We start from the raw sequence: 15,444 nt of genomic DNA, 5'->3' as shown, positions 1-15,444 counted from the left end.
TAGCAGAGCATAGCGGCTCGAGGATCGAGTGCCGGACCTGTTTCTGCCATTTCCTCAAGCATCCAAGACCGAACGAAAAAGCTCGGAAAAGTCGTGGATAACATCAACCGGAGGTTCGGCCCGGATACCGTGTCATTCGGTCATTCAAAGCCGCACTATGGGTTCTTTGAAAAGGGGTAAGGCGAAAGACTGTCGTGGTGTTCGCAAGATGGCAATATGACATGACATGATTGTGCCATCTCCGGTTGAGTGGTTGTGGCTTTTCCGCATAGTATCCAGAATAGCCCAAATCTTCTGCATATTTTCAACGAGTGAACACATATGACCGCGCTGGACGACCTTCTACAATCTTACCGAGACGCTGCAGTAACTGAACGTGAAAAAGGCACCTATCTCGAGCGTCTGGCGTGTGCCTACCTGACTGTGGATCCAGTTCAGGCAGAGGAATACTCGGAGGTTTGGTCCTGGACGGATTGGGCCGCCAAGTACGGCTGGAACGGCAAAGACACTGGCATCGACCTTGTCGCAAAGCTTCGTAACGAAGATGGCTATGCCGCGATACAATGCAAGTTCTACGCAGCACAACACCGGATCCAGAAAGCAGATATTGATAGCTTCATATCGGCGTCGGGCAAAGCGCCCTTCGTTCGTCGCGTGGTCATCGACACCACTGAAGTGTCTTGGGGTGCGAACGCCGAGGAGATGATCATAGGTCAAAGCATCCCCGTGGTGCGATTGTCCCTCACTCATCTTCGCGAAAGCCCCATAGACTGGAGCATCTTCGGCATTCGCGGCGAAGCTGTGCTCTCGGAAAAAAAGTCCCTCAGACCCCACCAGATCGAAGCGCTGGACGCCGTTCGCGACGGCTTGGCCGAGGCGGACCGGGGCAAATTGATTATGGCCTGCGGAACCGGCAAAACATTCACCTCCCTCAAGATTTCGGAAGATCTCGTTGGCAAGGGTGGCAGGGTGTTGTTCATGGTGCCCTCCCTTGCTCTGATGTCCCAGACCGTTCGGGAGTGGACAAACGACAGCGAGACACCTCTCCGGTCCTTCGCTGTTTGTTCCGACGCCCAAGTTGGAAAGCGCCGTGTCTCAAAAGACGACGTGGCCGAGATTGAGGCGCACGACCTTGCCTTCCCCGCGACTACCAACCCTGAACGATTGGTCGAAAAGGCAGCCCAAGACGATCCGGAGCGAATGACGGTTGTCTTTTCGACCTACCAGTCCATTGGAGTGCTCGACGCCGCGCAAAAGGCAGGCCTTCCCGCCTTCGACCTGATCGTCTGTGACGAAGCACACCGCACGACAGGCGCCACGTTGGCCGGCGAAGAAGACTCAAACTTCGTTCGCATCCATGATGATGCCTACGTCACAGGCCGCAAACGCCTCTACATGACAGCGACGCCACGGATTTTCGGCGATGCGGTCAAGACGAAGGCAGACGAAGAGGCCGCTGTTCTGGCCTCGATGGATGATGAGAGCCTCTACGGCAAGACACTGCTCCATAAGGGCTTTGGCTGGGCTGTTCAGAAGGGCCTGCTAACCGACTACAAGGTGATCGTGTTGGCAATGGATGAAGGCTTGGTGAGTGCCAACGTCCAAAAACGCCTCGCCGATGAAAATTCCGAACTTGATCTCGACGACGCCACCAAAATCATCGGCTGCTACAAGGCGCTGACCAAACAGGATCTGAAGCAGGACATCTCCTTCGATCCGCAGCCCATGAAGCGCGCCTTGGCGTTCTGCAAAAGCATCGCCGCGTCGAAACTCATCCGAGACGAGTTTACACAAGTTGTGGCCGAATACACTGGCGACGATGCCCTGATAGAGGACGATGCCCCCTCCTCGCCTGACCGGCTCGACATCGAGATCGAGCACGTTGACGGCACCTTCAACGCCAAGTCCCGCAACCAACTGCTCGACTGGCTGAAAGCCGAGGCCGAGGGCAATACGGCGCGTATTCTCACCAACGCACGCTGCCTCTCTGAAGGCGTCGACGTGCCTGCGCTTGATGCGATCATGTTCCTGCATCCGCGCAAGTCGTTGATCGACGTAGTGCAATCGGTAGGTCGGGTCATGCGCCGTGCTGAGGGCAAGAAGATGGGCTACGTCATCCTCCCCGTCGGTGTGCCCGCGGGTGTGGAACCAGAAGTCGCGCTGAAGGATAACGACCGCTACCGTGTGGTCTGGCAAATCCTGAACGCGCTGCGCGCCCATGACGAACGTTTCGACGGCACCATCAACCAGGCATCACTGGGACAAGATGTATCCGACCGGATCGAGATCGTCGGTATCACTCCGGAGTCCGAAGAGCTCAAGTCCATCACCCATGAAGTCACCGAACTGCCAACGCGGAAGGCACAGCCTCAATCTGCGATTGGCACGGGGGGTGGTGACGCAGAAACCACCGGCCCCGCTCCGACACAGGGCGAACTCTTTATCGACGAATTCTCCAAGGCCATCATGGCCAAGATCGTTAAGAAATGCGGCACCCGCGATTACTGGGAAGACTGGGCCACCAATATCGCTGAAATCGCACAGCGCCACATCTCGCGTATCAACGGGTTGCTGGCCGAAGCCGACACGCCAGCACGCCGTGCCTTTGATGATTTCCTCGCCGAATTGCGCGACGATCTGAACGACAGCATTTCGGAGCAGGATGCTATCGAGATGCTGGCCCAGCACCTTATCACACGGCCCGTCTTCAGGGCGCTGTTCGAAGGGCACCAGTTCACCGACCAGAACCCTGTTTCCCGCGCGATGCAGCAGGTGCTGGATGTTCTGGACGAAAACCGTCTTGAGAAAGAATCCAAAGATCTCGAAAAGTTCTACACCAGCGTCCGCAACCGCGCCCACGGGATCACCGACCCGCAGGCCAAGCAGCGCCTGATCGTCGAGCTTTACGACAAGTTCTTCCGCAACGCCTTCCCCCGCACGACCGAGAAGCTGGGCATCGTATATACCCCTGTCGAGATCGTCGATTTCATCCTGCACTCGGTCAACGAGATGTTGCAGGAACACTTCGGCCAGACTCTTGGCTCCAAGGGCGTCCATATCCTCGACCCTTTTACAGGCACGGGCACCTTCATCACCCGCCTGCTGCAATCAGGCCTGATCGCGCCGGAAGAACTGGAGCACAAGTTCCGTCACGAAATCCACGCCAACGAGATCGTCCTGCTGGCCTATTACATCGCTGCGATCAATATCGAAGCGGTTTACCAAGGGATTGCTAAGAGCAACGACTACGTGCCCTTCGAGGGCATCTGCCTGACCGACACCTTCCAGATGTATGAAGGCGACGACGAGCTTGCGCTCTACATGCCCGACAACTCAGAACGCCGGACCCGTCAGAAGGAGCTGGATATCCGCGTGATCGTGGGCAATCCGCCGTATTCCTCGGGGCAGAACAACGCCAATGATAACAATGCCAATGTCGGCTACCCGACCTTGGATGGGCGCATCCGCGATACCTATGCGGCGCGATCAACCGCGACGAACAAGAACGCCCTCTATGACAGCTACATCCGGGCTATCCGTTGGGCATCTGACCGGATTGGTGATGCCGGGGTCGTGGCATTCGTTACGAATGCTGGCTGGGTGGATGGCAATGCGGCGGATGGGCTGCGCGCATGTCTGGCCGAGGAATTTACCGACCTCTATGTATTTCACCTTCGCGGGAACACTCGAACCAGTGGCGAACGAGCACGCAAAGAAGGTGGTCAGACCTTCGGGTCTGGTAGTCGTGCTCCAATTGGGATCAGCGTTTTTGTCAAAAACCCAAATGCTACACAACATGGGCGCATCTTTTTTCGAGACATCGGAGATTACCTTGATCGCAAACAAAAGCTGGCGATCATTCGCGACTTCGGTGCGGTGAAGGGGATCAGCAATTCGCAAGGTTGGGAACAAATCACGCCGGACGATCAGAACGACTGGCTGAACCAGCGCGACGCGAGCTTCGATGCGTTCATGAAGATTGGGGATAAGAAGGATCGAACCGGATCGGTCTTATTCGAGAACTATACGCGCGGGCTGGAAACAGGCCGGGACTACTGGGTGTTCAATTTCTCCCGATGCGATCTCAAAGAGCATATGAAGAGATCAGTCCGCCAGTATGAAGAGGAAAGAACCCGATGGGCCGGCGAAAGTAGCAGGAATTTGAAGTCTGCTGTTTCCAATGATCCCAAGAAGATCAGCTGGACCAGCAGCCTCTTCTCATATCTTGAGAAAGGAGTTCCGGCTGTTTTCTCTGAACAGGAAATACAACTTGGCTTATATCGGCCATTTCAGAGGCAGTTCGTCTACAACGATAAGATGTGGATTCATCGTCAAGGCCAAATGCCTCGTATGTATCCAAAACAAGAAGTTTCAAATCGGACGATCGTAATTGTAGGCGTTGGAGAAGCCGTTGAGTTCTCTATTTTGATGGCTGATCGCGTAAGCGAGCTGAAATTTCACTACAACTCACAGTGTTTTCCCCTCTACCTCTACGACCAACAGGACGAGGAATCTGGCGGCCTCTTCGAGGGCCAGTCCTCCGGCCTCCAGCGCCGTGACGCGATCACCGATGCCGGGCTGGCGCATTTCCAGGCGGCCTATCCGGGCGAGGAGATCAGCAAGGAGGACATCTTCTACTACGTCTACGGCCTGCTGCATTCGCCCGACTATCGCGACCGCTACGCCGATAACCTGACCAAGGAACTGCCCCGCATTCCCTGCGTGAAGACCTATGCCGACTTCCGCGCCTTCTCCGACGCCGGGCGGCGCCTTGGCGACCTGCATGTGAACTACGAAACTGTTGAGCCCTACCCCGTCACCTACAAGCAGGGCGATCCGCGCACCTGGGTCGTTGATGACCCCAAGGCCTTCTACCGCGTCACCAAGATGAAGTTCGGCGGCAAAGCGCGCGATAAGGACAAGACCACGGTGATCTACAACTCCAACATCACCATGACCGACATCCCGCTTGAGGCCTATGACTACGTGGTCAACGGCAAACCGGCGCTCGAATGGGTGATGGAGCGCCAGGTGGTCAAGACCGACAAGGCCAGCGGCATCGTCAACGACGCCAACGACTACGCCAACGAGACCATGAACAACCCGGCCTACCCGCTGGAGCTGTTCCAACGGGTGATCACGGTGAGCCTGGAGACGATGAAGATTGTCCGCGCCCTGCCGAAACTGGATTTGCCAGAATGAAGATCAAAGCACTCGCCGTGTTGGCCCTCCTAATCCCAACGGGGGTGGCGGCGCAGCAAAACTTCAGTTGCAATTGGGGCGCTCGTGGCGCCTGCCTTGGATACGGCGAAACGGTTTGCTCGAGTTCAGGTAAGTGCGTGAGCTCGGATGCCGTGTGCTTTGACAGTTACCAGTGCAATTATGAAGGTTTCACTTGTAAATCGAACTTCACCGAATGCGCGGATGAATATGACGGCCTTCTGAACAGGTTCAACGCGCTGGTGGACGATTACAACGATCTCCTCGAAGACAATCAGCGAATGCGCGCGGCCCTCGAAACCACATTGGAAGAGCTTGAAGAAACGCAAGATGCCCTTTCGGATGCGCAGTCGAATTTGTTCTACGCACGACAAGAGCGCGACGAAGCACGGGATGCCTTGGCAGACATCGTGGCCTGTATCGATGTGCTCGGGCGCTTCGAGGACGCAAGCAATTGCCTACCGTAGCTATTCCAAAGGACGTTTTCTGATGCCGAGTATTTTTGGACGCCGCACCACCGAAAGCACGGGCTTCCCGTCCGGCCCCTTCCGTTTCGTAGCTCTTGATGTCGAAACCGCCAATCACGACCGAGCCAGCATCTGCCAGATCGGCGTGGCTTGCGTTCGCCCTGATAATTCCATTGAAACCTGGACGACCTACGTTGACCCATGCACATCGACATGGGCATTCACTGGGCTGCACGGCATTTGCCAGTCCACCGTAAGCGGCGCTCCCAGATTTGCAGAAGTCCTCTCAATGATCGAAGCCCCGCTCTGTGGCCTCACCATCTACCAGCATTCAGGCTTCGACCGCAGCGCCTTCCGTGCAGCATGCGCGATGTTACAGCGCGACGAGCCTCCCTGGACCTGGCAGAACAGTGTGACCGTCGCCCGGCGCGCCTGGCCAGAGCTGAAAGGAAACGGCGGGCATGGCCTCGCATCCCTCAAGACCCATTTGCGTCTTTCTTTCGACCACCACGACGCAGGCGAAGACGCCCGCGCCGCTGCCGAGGTCGTTTTGCACGCAGAGAGGGCTAAGGGATTGGAGGTTTGTTTTCACGGTTTGTGATCGCCCACTCGTCACCTGAATATAAGAAACTATAAATAATTGGGTAGAGAGAAAGCACTTCTTTCACATGGCCGGATTGCAGGCCTTCGCCGCACAACTGGTGAACGACAGTAACGCGAAGGAGGGATAGGCTCTGAGATAGGCCTCAAAATGCGTAGCGATTGCGTGCCATCGCACAAATATCTCGGTTTGACTCTCAAGTAAGGCAAGCCCCCAGAAATCCCCCCATTATCAATGGGGTCCATCCATCGAATATAGGCGACCGTTCTCAGTTTATGCGCGGGTGCCACCCCGCCATTGTCAATGTTCCAGCGCCTAATATTGTAAGACCGCAGCCATTCACTGTGTGAAATGTCGGACCCGGCATAGAAGAGCGACAAGGAAGTGCATCCTTCGATCTTTCTCAGCCGCCTATTCGGCGGTCAGCACCGGGCCCAACGAGAAGATAGGATCAACCGGCGAACCGGCAAAACCTAAATCCTCAACCGCCTGTTCGGCGGACAACATGTCGGGCCCGGCATAGAAGAGCGACAAGGAAGTGCATCCTTTGATCTTTCTCAGCCGCCTATTCGGCGGTCAGCACCGGGCCCAACGAGAAGATAGGATCAACCGACGAACCGGCAAAACCTAAATCCTCAACCGCCTGTTCGGCGGGCAACGTGTCGGGCCTGGCATAAAAGGGCGACAACGAAATGCACAAAAGCCATTTTAGGCCCACCGATGGCCATTAATTGGTAGCAAAAAAAACAGATAGTCGCGTCGACAGCAGGCAAACGACATAAATGATTTCCGTCCGACTGAAACCCAAACCATCTCCTGTGAAACAGGAGATGAAAATGTTACCATTCTCGAAATTTCACCCAGCCAGCTTACTTGATTTGCACCAGTGGTCGACACTGTCCCGCAACGAGGTAGGTCCGTTCCTTCAACGGTTCGGAATTCAGCCCCTCGGTCGCAAGTTTCCGATGTTACGGATCTACGAGCAACTCTTGGGGGTGTCACCTACGACCTCCATCGAAGAAGACATGTTGGGCGAAGGCCTCGTGCGCGTAGCAAAAGTCGCGGAATGGTTCGGCATCTCAAGTGAGGTCCTTCTCGATCAACTGCGCGCACCCAACAACGAATACCCCCCACTCTACGCGTTCGGACCGAAGCGGCACCTCATGCTTAAGGCACAAGTCAAGCAGATGCTGGCAAGTCCAAGAAACGCATTTCAAATTTTGACGCCGATCCCAGAACACACCCTGCCAGGCTCACGACTGGCACGGCATCTCGAGGTTTCTCAAACACGGGTCGACGCGGTGCTCGCCAACAAAGACGATCTTCCAGCTCGCATCATCAGTCAGGGACGCGTCAGATACATCGTTTCAGACGTGGCACGCAGGTTCACCCTCTCCGGCTCTGATGAGCCCCCTTCCGCAACGGACGCGAAAGAGTCTGGATGCGCACAGAAAGCCGTTCACAGGCAAGCGGGTGGCACGCCACGAGGTCTGTTTGCTGACACCGCAGCATACGCAGCTGCCCAAGCCAAAACACCCTGTTCCTGCACGGAAACTGGCGCAGATGCACGCCGAGGCGATTGCCTGCACAGGGCGTCGTCCGAGGCGAAACTCTCGAAAACATAAGGGGTCGCTTAGTTTCCGAATATTTCGACTCGAACGCACATTTTCGCTTCGTCTGCACGCCAAGCAGCCAATCTGCCCGTCAAACCAAATGAAAGGACCTCCCATGGATTTTAGCGTGAGAAACTCACACCGCACATCAACCTCTCTTGGCAGTTTCAACACCCCTCTTCGAGAACATGATGACCACTTTCTGGTTCGTTCGCCGCGTACGAGTTTCCTGAAAGGCCGTATCCGGCCCTAAGGCCAACTCGCTCATAAGAACCCCAGCCGTCCCGGAAGACGGTCGCGTCCCTTCAACATTACGAGGAGTGCCGAATGGGCCTTTTCTCCAGTGCTTCACAGACCGCGATAACCAACACTCTGCCCGCCCCAAAAACGATGCAGACCGTGTTCGACGAAACTGCCGACACAACAGAACGCAACCGGATTATGCGCTTGAGCGAGTTTTTCGCTGCTCCCCTTTCGACTTTCGATGGCGACGGCGCTGACCTGTTGGCTTGGTTTGATGCGCATTTTCCGCCGGTAAAACAGATTGGTGCCGGGCCTCTTCCAGGCGCCTCACGCGGCTTTTGGTCATCCAAGAGCGCCTACTCGAAGTGGCGCGAAGTCGTCCGTCGACGGATCCGAAGCACGCTCGGCCTGATCGACGCAAAGAAAGCACTAAGAGATCACATCGATGGTTGGACGCCATTCCTTGCGCTTTTGGAAGACCTTTCAAAAAATCACGGACCGATGCACCCTGCAACATTTGGCGCTATCCGGACATTTTCCGACCGTGCGCGAGCGGCAGGTATCGACCCAATGGACCTGACCCCTGACGTCGTGCCGACGTTTCTGGATGGAATGCCGGAGCACACGCGTCACGCATCCGTGCTTGCACTCAAAGCGCTCAATCGACACCGTGTTTTCCCGCAGATCGCAGCATTCCTGCCTGATGACTTCGATACTGACTATCTTATTCCTACGGCCCGCAGCCCCGTGCCCGAGGCCGTACGCAGAATGATTGACGACATGGTCGAAACAGCGCGCTACGATCAGAGCACATACGATGATGTGTCGGAGAGCTCATCGGAAAATTTCAACGCGAAGACAGCCGAGGCCTACCGCGCCGCGCTGATCGCCTTGGCCCGTGCGGCACAAGAAACAGGTGTAGTAGACCTTGCCTCCTTGAACTGTCTCGACCCCCTATTTGAAACACATGTTCGTATCCCCGTCATTCGTCACTGGATCAAGCTTGCGGAAAAGGATGGTGAAATCAGTCATCGGACTGCTGCAGAATACATCCGGACCGTCGCGCAGATCGGCAAAGCCAACGGCATCAAGACCAAGAAATGGCTTAAAAACCTGAAGAAAAACCCGCACCTGCAGGAAGGACACATGGCGAGGGGAAAGATGTCCCCAAAGAGCCGAACCTTCTGCGAGAAACTTATTCATAATCCCGCCGATGTGCGCACGTTTCTCCGGCAGCACGTGCTCTACCAGGAGCGAGCGAAAGATATCCTTGCGACTGACAAACCTCTCACCAGACCTAAACTGCGCGATGCGCGGCGACTTGCCACCTGCGCGGCATTCTCCGCGCTGGAAATCCGTGGGGCCGGCCTACGGAAAGGCAGCGCTTTAACCGCACAATGTAGTGGTGTTCATCAGAACTTTTTCCGCAAGACGATTGATGAAAACAAGATCTTCGAACTACGGATCGCGCAGAAAGACATGAAGGGCGAATACGTTGAACTACCCCCCATTTATATCCGCGATGACAAGTATTGCGGTTACGATGTCCTCGACTGGTATCTGAAGACAGCGCGTCCACTGTTTGACTTCGCTAATCCCGATTTCTGCAAAGAGCAGAAATGCGCACAAGCCACACATCTCTTCGTATCCGAGCAATCCGCAAAGCCTCTCTCCGGATCAATGCTTCATAAATGGCTAACACGGAGTAGCGCAGAGATCGGCTTGCCGATGTATCCGCACAATTTCCGACATGGTTTCGCGTCTCTTCTTCTGGCACGGTCATGGAGCAATCGCGGTCGCGCTGCCGCCTATCTCGGGTGCTCGGTCGGCGTGCTCGATACTTATTACGGATGGATCGACAAGAGGCAAAAACTCGAAGAAGTGCAGGACCTTTTGGCGGAGGCTTTAATCGGAAAATGAACCGTCACGAGATCCTCGCCAAACCTCACTGGCAACCTAATGCTGCTTCGCCAATCCTGCTGAGCATGCCTCTTGCCGAGTTGCACGCGCTCGACAGTCTGGTCGAATTCATGACCGAACATGACTGCACCGAACTAACGCCCTCCGATTGCCATGTTTGGGCGCGCCTCAATGGCGGACTATCCTCCATCGACTCCGCCATTGCAGCAATGCTCAAAACCGATGGCCCGACAGCGGCAGCACTTGGCCCTCTTCGTGCGGCACGCGCTCCCTTTTCAATCTGTACGCGCTTTGCTGGCATTTCCCGCGAGCCGCAGCGAGACTATCAACGAAAAATCTCGCTTTACCCCGAAGACCTACCCAAGGACTGGCAGCAGCATCTTGCACACATCAAAAACCGCAGAGACGATGGCAAGATCAAACTGGCCCCGGATATTTATGATCGCATGACGCGCAAACTCTGCCAATTCGGCTGGTTTCTGCGAGAGAACGGCATGGATCTGGACTTCACTATCGAAGCGCTGCGTGCGTTCTACGCCTATGAGACGACACGGACTTCTAATCGCGGCGCCAAGTTGCGCCCTGCAACCATAACAGCCACCTTCAACGATCTGCGGGATTTCATGCGGTTTTCGAAAGCCTACTCCAAGACTCTGGTAAAAGAACTGGATAGTCTTCTCATCAAATTGCGCGACCGAGATAAGGTGGAGACATCGCAGAAATTTGCAGCGCTTGCCAACATTGATGTCACAACCATTCATCCGCGTGCCCACGAGATTCTGAAACGGGTCCGCAAATACGCAAATCCTGCACATAGACATATTCAGCGCAACCGCGCGCTGGCCATCGCGGTCCCTCCGCTGACGCCTCTCAGAAGAGAATGGCACGATCTCAGGTTTGGCCGCGACCTGATCTGGTCTGATGGACGCTACCGTCTTCGGGACTACAAGCTGCGCAAAACCCGCCATCGCGCCGGTCGTGAAACCTATCCGGGCTCAGTGCACCCCAGCGTCCAGCATTTCGTCGATGCACGACTGCTGCAGGATGACGATGATAAATATCTCGAAACCCTACGTAAACGAGCGCAAGAGCAGGAATGGCCACTTTTTGTGCACCCTGATGGCACGCTGGTTGCCGAGAATTACGTCTCTCAAGTCTGGTCATCAGAGTTTGGAACAGGTGCACATATATGTCGCTCTATTGTCTACGACATAGTGTTCTCTATCAGCGAGGACGCAACGCTCGCGGGAATGCTGTTGAACGACCACACATCGCAACAAGCGCGCAAGAAATACACCGGTGACAGAGCCAAACAAGCTGCACTTGCGGCGGCAGGAAAGGAAATCGGCGATATATTTGATGACTTCGATGTATGATGCGCACTTTGTGATAGATCGTGGCTCTTGCGGTTTTGGAGATACAAAAACAACACCATTTTTTAGGTTTTCCCAAAACAAACCGTTCAAGCACGGGCTGTTTGGGGTTCAAAACCGGAGATGACCGGCTTTTGATTTTTGTCGTGTCCGCAAACCGTGTTGGGAATGAAGCGACAATCGACACTTCACGCTTCGGTTACAGAAAAAACAGCCAGTATCAATGCATGACGCGATGATGAAAGCTGTAAGCACTGCAAAATTGTAAAACGAAAACTGTATCACTATGATATATAGAGAATGAGTTGAGAGCATTCAAAGGTAAGGTGTTTGCCCAATGGGCGAAGAAGGCGAGTATCAAGCTCTGGCATTAGTCGCCGCGGATTTAATCAAGACAACCGACGAACAAGTCGAATCCCTGAAAGCCAAAGGGTCAATCGCAGAACTGGAGTGTAATAATTGAGCGAGATACTCGATATCGCACACGACATGGCAAAAGATCTGCATGATGTCGGCGCCATGGACGACATCACCATGCGGGTGATGGACGAGCTGTGCTTGCCTGAACCGCGGACCTTTGCTGCGAAGGACATCAAGGCCATCCGCAAGAAAACACGAATGAGTCAGGCTGTTTTTGCCGCCTTTCTCAATGTTGGCAGCAATACGATCGCTCAATGGGAGCAAGGAAACCGCTCTCCGAGTGGGCCCTCTGTGCGCCTTTTGGATGTGATCGACCGCAAGGGCATTGAAGCCATCACCTGACCCCTCACGCCCGCAGGAACGCCTCCAAGGGCGAAATGAGAGACTGACGAGCGACAAACCAATCCACATAGACTGACAGATACTTTGACGCCTGCCCTTTGAACTGCTGGATGAAGTCCTTGTATCTCGAATGCAGGGAATTGACGTTCTGGATGTGGTGCGAGGCGGTCGCCTTGGCCTTGCCCTTGGCGCCACCCGACCACGAAGTGTTCCAGCCCCTTCATGCTGGCGAAATTTCCATATGCACGCAGAGCATAACTGCACAGAACAGCGTCGGCTGATATTACGGGGTCCAGGGCTTTCTGGATCGTCTTATTGGTCCGGTCCGCGATCCGCTGGGCTCGCTTGGCTCCGTCTCGATCCACGACTGTCAGGATGGGCAGCTGCCAGCAACTGAGCCCTCTCAGCATTTTCACGCCCAGCTTGTTGTTTTCACATCAGCGCAGGCGCGGTGGTTTTGGGTTGTTGGCTGGATATCCCTTGTATCTCACCCATTCACGGGAGCCCTTCCGAGACTCTTTCTGGTAATGACCTGAGATATGCCCTCACGCCGGCACAGCTGTGCAATGCTGTCCTCGCCGCGCAGGCCATCCGGCACGATCCTGATATTCTCCTCAGATGAATAATGCTTGCGGGTGGCTCGATTGATGTTTTTGACGATCTTCTCGCCAGGGCTCGTCGTTGCCTTTCTCATCGCCCACTCCTTGGTGTTTACGATGAGCAACAAACCCTCTCTGAGAAAAAACAAACTCTCCGACATTCTTCGTGACACGTCATTCATGCAACCAGACAATCCCTAACGGAAAACGTGTCATGATTAGGGAGAGTACTTTGTTTGCCTCTCTGTTGTCCCCGTTCCAGAATCCTTTTCCTGATTTTGCTTTTTAGCAAGGTGTTGTGCACACGTTGACATGGTGCACTGAATACGGCACATTTTATGACACACCGCCGAATTTGATGCGGACTCGGAGAATATTTCCCTTGTTTTCAACGGGAACTGCTGACAGGTGCCCGCCCCTACCGCCGGAGCCATAGCAACCCTAAAGTGTTGATATGGAAGAGAAAACGAAAATAGCTCCGATCACTTTCGGCGATTTTTCGAGATTCGTCTCACAGGCGTCTCACACAGGTCTCACAAAACACTGGTTGTAGCCCACATTTTCCGCCGATGGCCTCAACATTGAGGTCCACTGTGACACACCGAAAATACCTCTATTGCAAACGCGACCGGCTCTACTTTCGCCGCCGCATTCCAAAGTTATCCACATCTTCTTCGCCAATTTTAGTGGCCTTGGGGACGACAGATCAAAAACTTGCGCATACATGGGTTGAACGACTTACGATGGAGTTCACCAAAATGTTTGATGCCTTTCTTTTGTTTAAACCCGCCCTGCCGGAAACGACCGTACGCCAGTATTTCCAGTTCTATCTCGCAAAATGCACGTCTGACTTGAACCGCCAGGTAGATTTTGCCCGTATGTGGGGACGCTTCTCAGACCACAACGAACGTAGTCTCACGCTCCTCCCTATTATTTATAAGAGCTTCCTTGAGCGCGGTATCCGTAGCAAATTCCCAATGGATCAAATTGACCCCAAATGGGACGAGCAGACGCTGGAAACCGTCTTGCACTTGTATGAAGTTGAAGCAAATAAGGCACTTTCCAAAGAGAGACGGCACCATCTGTGCTCAATTTATTCGTCGCTTACTGGAAACACTCTCAACGACGAGGAACATATCGCACAGCTGCGCGCAGCACATTTTCGGGCACGTTTAGAGGCGTTGAAAACAGTTCAGGTGGATAGCCTGCCTAACGTTTCGCACCCCGAAAACAGCGACGAGACGCCGCCGATCCAGCGGGCCGTTGCACCTGAACCCGCCACGCATGAGGAAACACCGCCTCCGGTGACCACACTGCAAGAAAAACCTTCTGCGCAGGTCGAGCCGGCTCCCGCGGCAGTCACAACACAACTTGACCAACCCTCACGTGAAGCTTCAAAAGAAATCTGCAAGACTATGAAAAGTCTTGAAATTCACTTTTCAGCGTCAAAGGAAGATGCGCTCAACGCAACGCCCGACACCTGGTCCGACGATATCGCCCATCTGTTCCATCGCACGGCAGTTGAAAACGACATGACTAAAGATGTCGCGAAGGCGCGCGAGGCTGACGTTCGCCGCTTCATGTTCATTACCGGCATTACTAATATCACGGAAATCAAGCAGGCACATTTGACCCACTGGGCCGACAGTTTGCAGAAGTTTCCGAAAAGCTTCATGCGCTCCGACAAAGACGCGCATCGCACGATTGACGAGGTGTATTTGAACGCACGGCATGTCGCGCCCAATGAGCGCGGACTGTCATCCAGCACGACACGTCGGCACGTGAAGTCCATGGAGTTGTTGATTGCCCGCGCACGAGCAGAAGGCGTCCCGCTGCCCGCATTGGAAACCAAAGGACTGAAGCCGAAGAAGAAATCCTCTCGCAACAAGCACAAGGCCCGCGCTGTGTTCCGCGTTGAAGAAGCACGCCAACTGTTCACCCACACTCTGTGGACAGGCGCGCGCTCCGAAGGCCGCCGTCATGACGCTGGAACAACCATCGTGAAAGACGGGAAATACTGGATTCCGCTCATCTTGGCTTACACGGGCGCAAGACGCGCCGAGATTGCCGGAATGTTGGCATCGGATGTTCAGATCATCGACGATATCCCAACCTTTGTGATCCAGGCAAATGTATATCGTGGGATCAAGGGCGAAGCCGCAGACTGCCATGAAGACGACAGGTTGACACGCTTGGTGCCCATCCACTCCCACCTGATCGAGCTGGGCATCATGGAATATGCGGCGTCCATTACCAAGAAAGGCCATTCGCTGCTCTTCCCCGATGTCGTTCCCGTCCCGCGCAAAGGAAGCAAACGGGCGACGACGGAAGACCTCGCCTTGTCGGTCGAGAAATTCGGTGAGCGCTTTGACGACACTTGGCGCAAGTCGATGACGATTGCGCTCAAGGGCAACCGCCGCAAGCTGTGCATCCATAGCCTGCGCCACTACGTCAATCACACGCTCCTGCATTGTCATGACGTCCATGACGTCACGCGCACAGATCTGGTGGGTCACATCGATAGCAATGGGAATGAGAGCATCAACACCTCAACCTACCGTGACGAGACGCCTCTTCGTGTGAAGCGGGACGCAATCGAAAAGCTGCCGCGGCTGATGTGAGGGTTTCAAAAGCATCGACGGGCGT

The 15,444-nt window shown here is 54.7% G+C and carries 11 protein-coding genes and 1 pseudogene; 10 read left to right on the top strand and 2 right to left on the bottom strand.

Annotated features, from left to right (window positions below; genetic code table 11):
* The first annotated feature begins 9 nt into the window (after positions 1–9).
* From ACN0SC_RS05750 to ACN0SC_RS05735, 4 genes are all read left to right on the top strand, one after another.
* Positions 10–180 (top strand): DUF4113 domain-containing protein, encoded by a 171-nt coding sequence (locus ACN0SC_RS05750; RefSeq protein WP_417248954.1) that lies wholly within the window; start codon positions 10–12, stop codon positions 178–180.
* 141 nt (positions 181–321) lie between these two features.
* Entirely contained in the window at positions 322–5,202 is a 4,881-nt protein-coding gene (locus tag ACN0SC_RS05745; RefSeq protein WP_417248708.1) for a DEAD/DEAH box helicase, read from the top strand.
* Positions 5,199–5,687, top strand: coding sequence for a hypothetical protein (locus ACN0SC_RS05740; RefSeq protein WP_417248707.1), 489 nt, complete (start codon positions 5,199–5,201; stop codon positions 5,685–5,687). The genes ACN0SC_RS05745 and ACN0SC_RS05740 overlap by 4 nt, the downstream gene beginning before the upstream one ends.
* Positions 5,688–5,709: 22 nt before the next feature.
* Positions 5,710–6,288 carry an exonuclease domain-containing protein gene (locus ACN0SC_RS05735; RefSeq protein ID WP_417248706.1) on the top strand — a complete coding sequence of 193 codons (579 nt, stop codon included), beginning with the start codon at positions 5,710–5,712 and terminating at the stop codon, positions 6,286–6,288.
* A 411-nt stretch (positions 6,289–6,699) separates the two neighbouring features.
* On the opposite strand, the gene ACN0SC_RS05730 is transcribed toward ACN0SC_RS05735, so the two are convergent.
* Entirely contained in the window at positions 6,700–6,822 is a 123-nt protein-coding gene (locus tag ACN0SC_RS05730; RefSeq protein WP_417248705.1) for a hypothetical protein, read from the bottom strand.
* Positions 6,823–7,124: 302 nt separating this feature from the next.
* Here ACN0SC_RS05730 and ACN0SC_RS05725 point away from each other — a divergent pair, with 302 nt between their 5' ends.
* From ACN0SC_RS05725 to ACN0SC_RS05705, 5 genes are all read left to right on the top strand, one after another.
* The gene (locus ACN0SC_RS05725) at positions 7,125–7,913 is read left to right on the top strand and encodes a hypothetical protein (RefSeq protein WP_417248704.1); all 789 of its coding nucleotides are present in this window, start codon (positions 7,125–7,127) and stop codon (positions 7,911–7,913) included.
* A 315-nt stretch (positions 7,914–8,228) separates the two neighbouring features.
* On the top strand, positions 8,229–10,064 hold the full coding sequence (locus ACN0SC_RS05720; RefSeq protein ID WP_417248703.1) for a hypothetical protein: 1,836 nt from the start codon (positions 8,229–8,231) through the stop codon (positions 10,062–10,064).
* Positions 10,061–11,440 (top strand): hypothetical protein, encoded by a 1,380-nt coding sequence (locus tag ACN0SC_RS05715; protein ID WP_417248702.1) that lies wholly within the window; start codon positions 10,061–10,063, stop codon positions 11,438–11,440. Before ACN0SC_RS05720 ends, ACN0SC_RS05715 begins: the two co-directional genes overlap by 4 nt.
* A 334-nt stretch (positions 11,441–11,774) precedes the next feature.
* Positions 11,775–11,900, top strand: a complete 126-nt coding sequence (locus ACN0SC_RS05710) for a hypothetical protein (protein WP_417248701.1) — start codon at positions 11,775–11,777, stop codon at positions 11,898–11,900.
* A complete protein-coding gene (locus tag ACN0SC_RS05705; RefSeq protein ID WP_417248700.1) occupies positions 11,897–12,199 on the top strand; it encodes a helix-turn-helix domain-containing protein in 303 nt (100 codons plus the stop codon). The genes ACN0SC_RS05710 and ACN0SC_RS05705 overlap by 4 nt, the downstream gene beginning before the upstream one ends.
* Positions 12,200–12,734: 535 nt before the next feature.
* Here ACN0SC_RS05705 and ACN0SC_RS05700 read toward each other — a convergent pair.
* Positions 12,735–12,893, bottom strand: a pseudogene (locus ACN0SC_RS05700) (IS3 family transposase); the annotation flags it as partial.
* A gap of 648 nt (positions 12,894–13,541) precedes the next feature.
* On the opposite strand from ACN0SC_RS05700, the gene ACN0SC_RS05695 reads away from it, so the two are divergent.
* Positions 13,542–15,419, top strand: coding sequence for a hypothetical protein (locus ACN0SC_RS05695; protein ID WP_417248699.1), 1,878 nt, complete (start codon positions 13,542–13,544; stop codon positions 15,417–15,419).
* Positions 15,420–15,444 lie beyond the last annotated feature (25 nt).

This window comes from Celeribacter sp., from assembly GCF_048261515.1.
GTDB lineage: Bacteria > Pseudomonadota > Alphaproteobacteria > Rhodobacterales > Rhodobacteraceae > Celeribacter.
The sequence above is the reverse complement of the archived record's forward strand: the minus strand, read 5'-3'. Positions and strand labels throughout refer to the sequence as shown.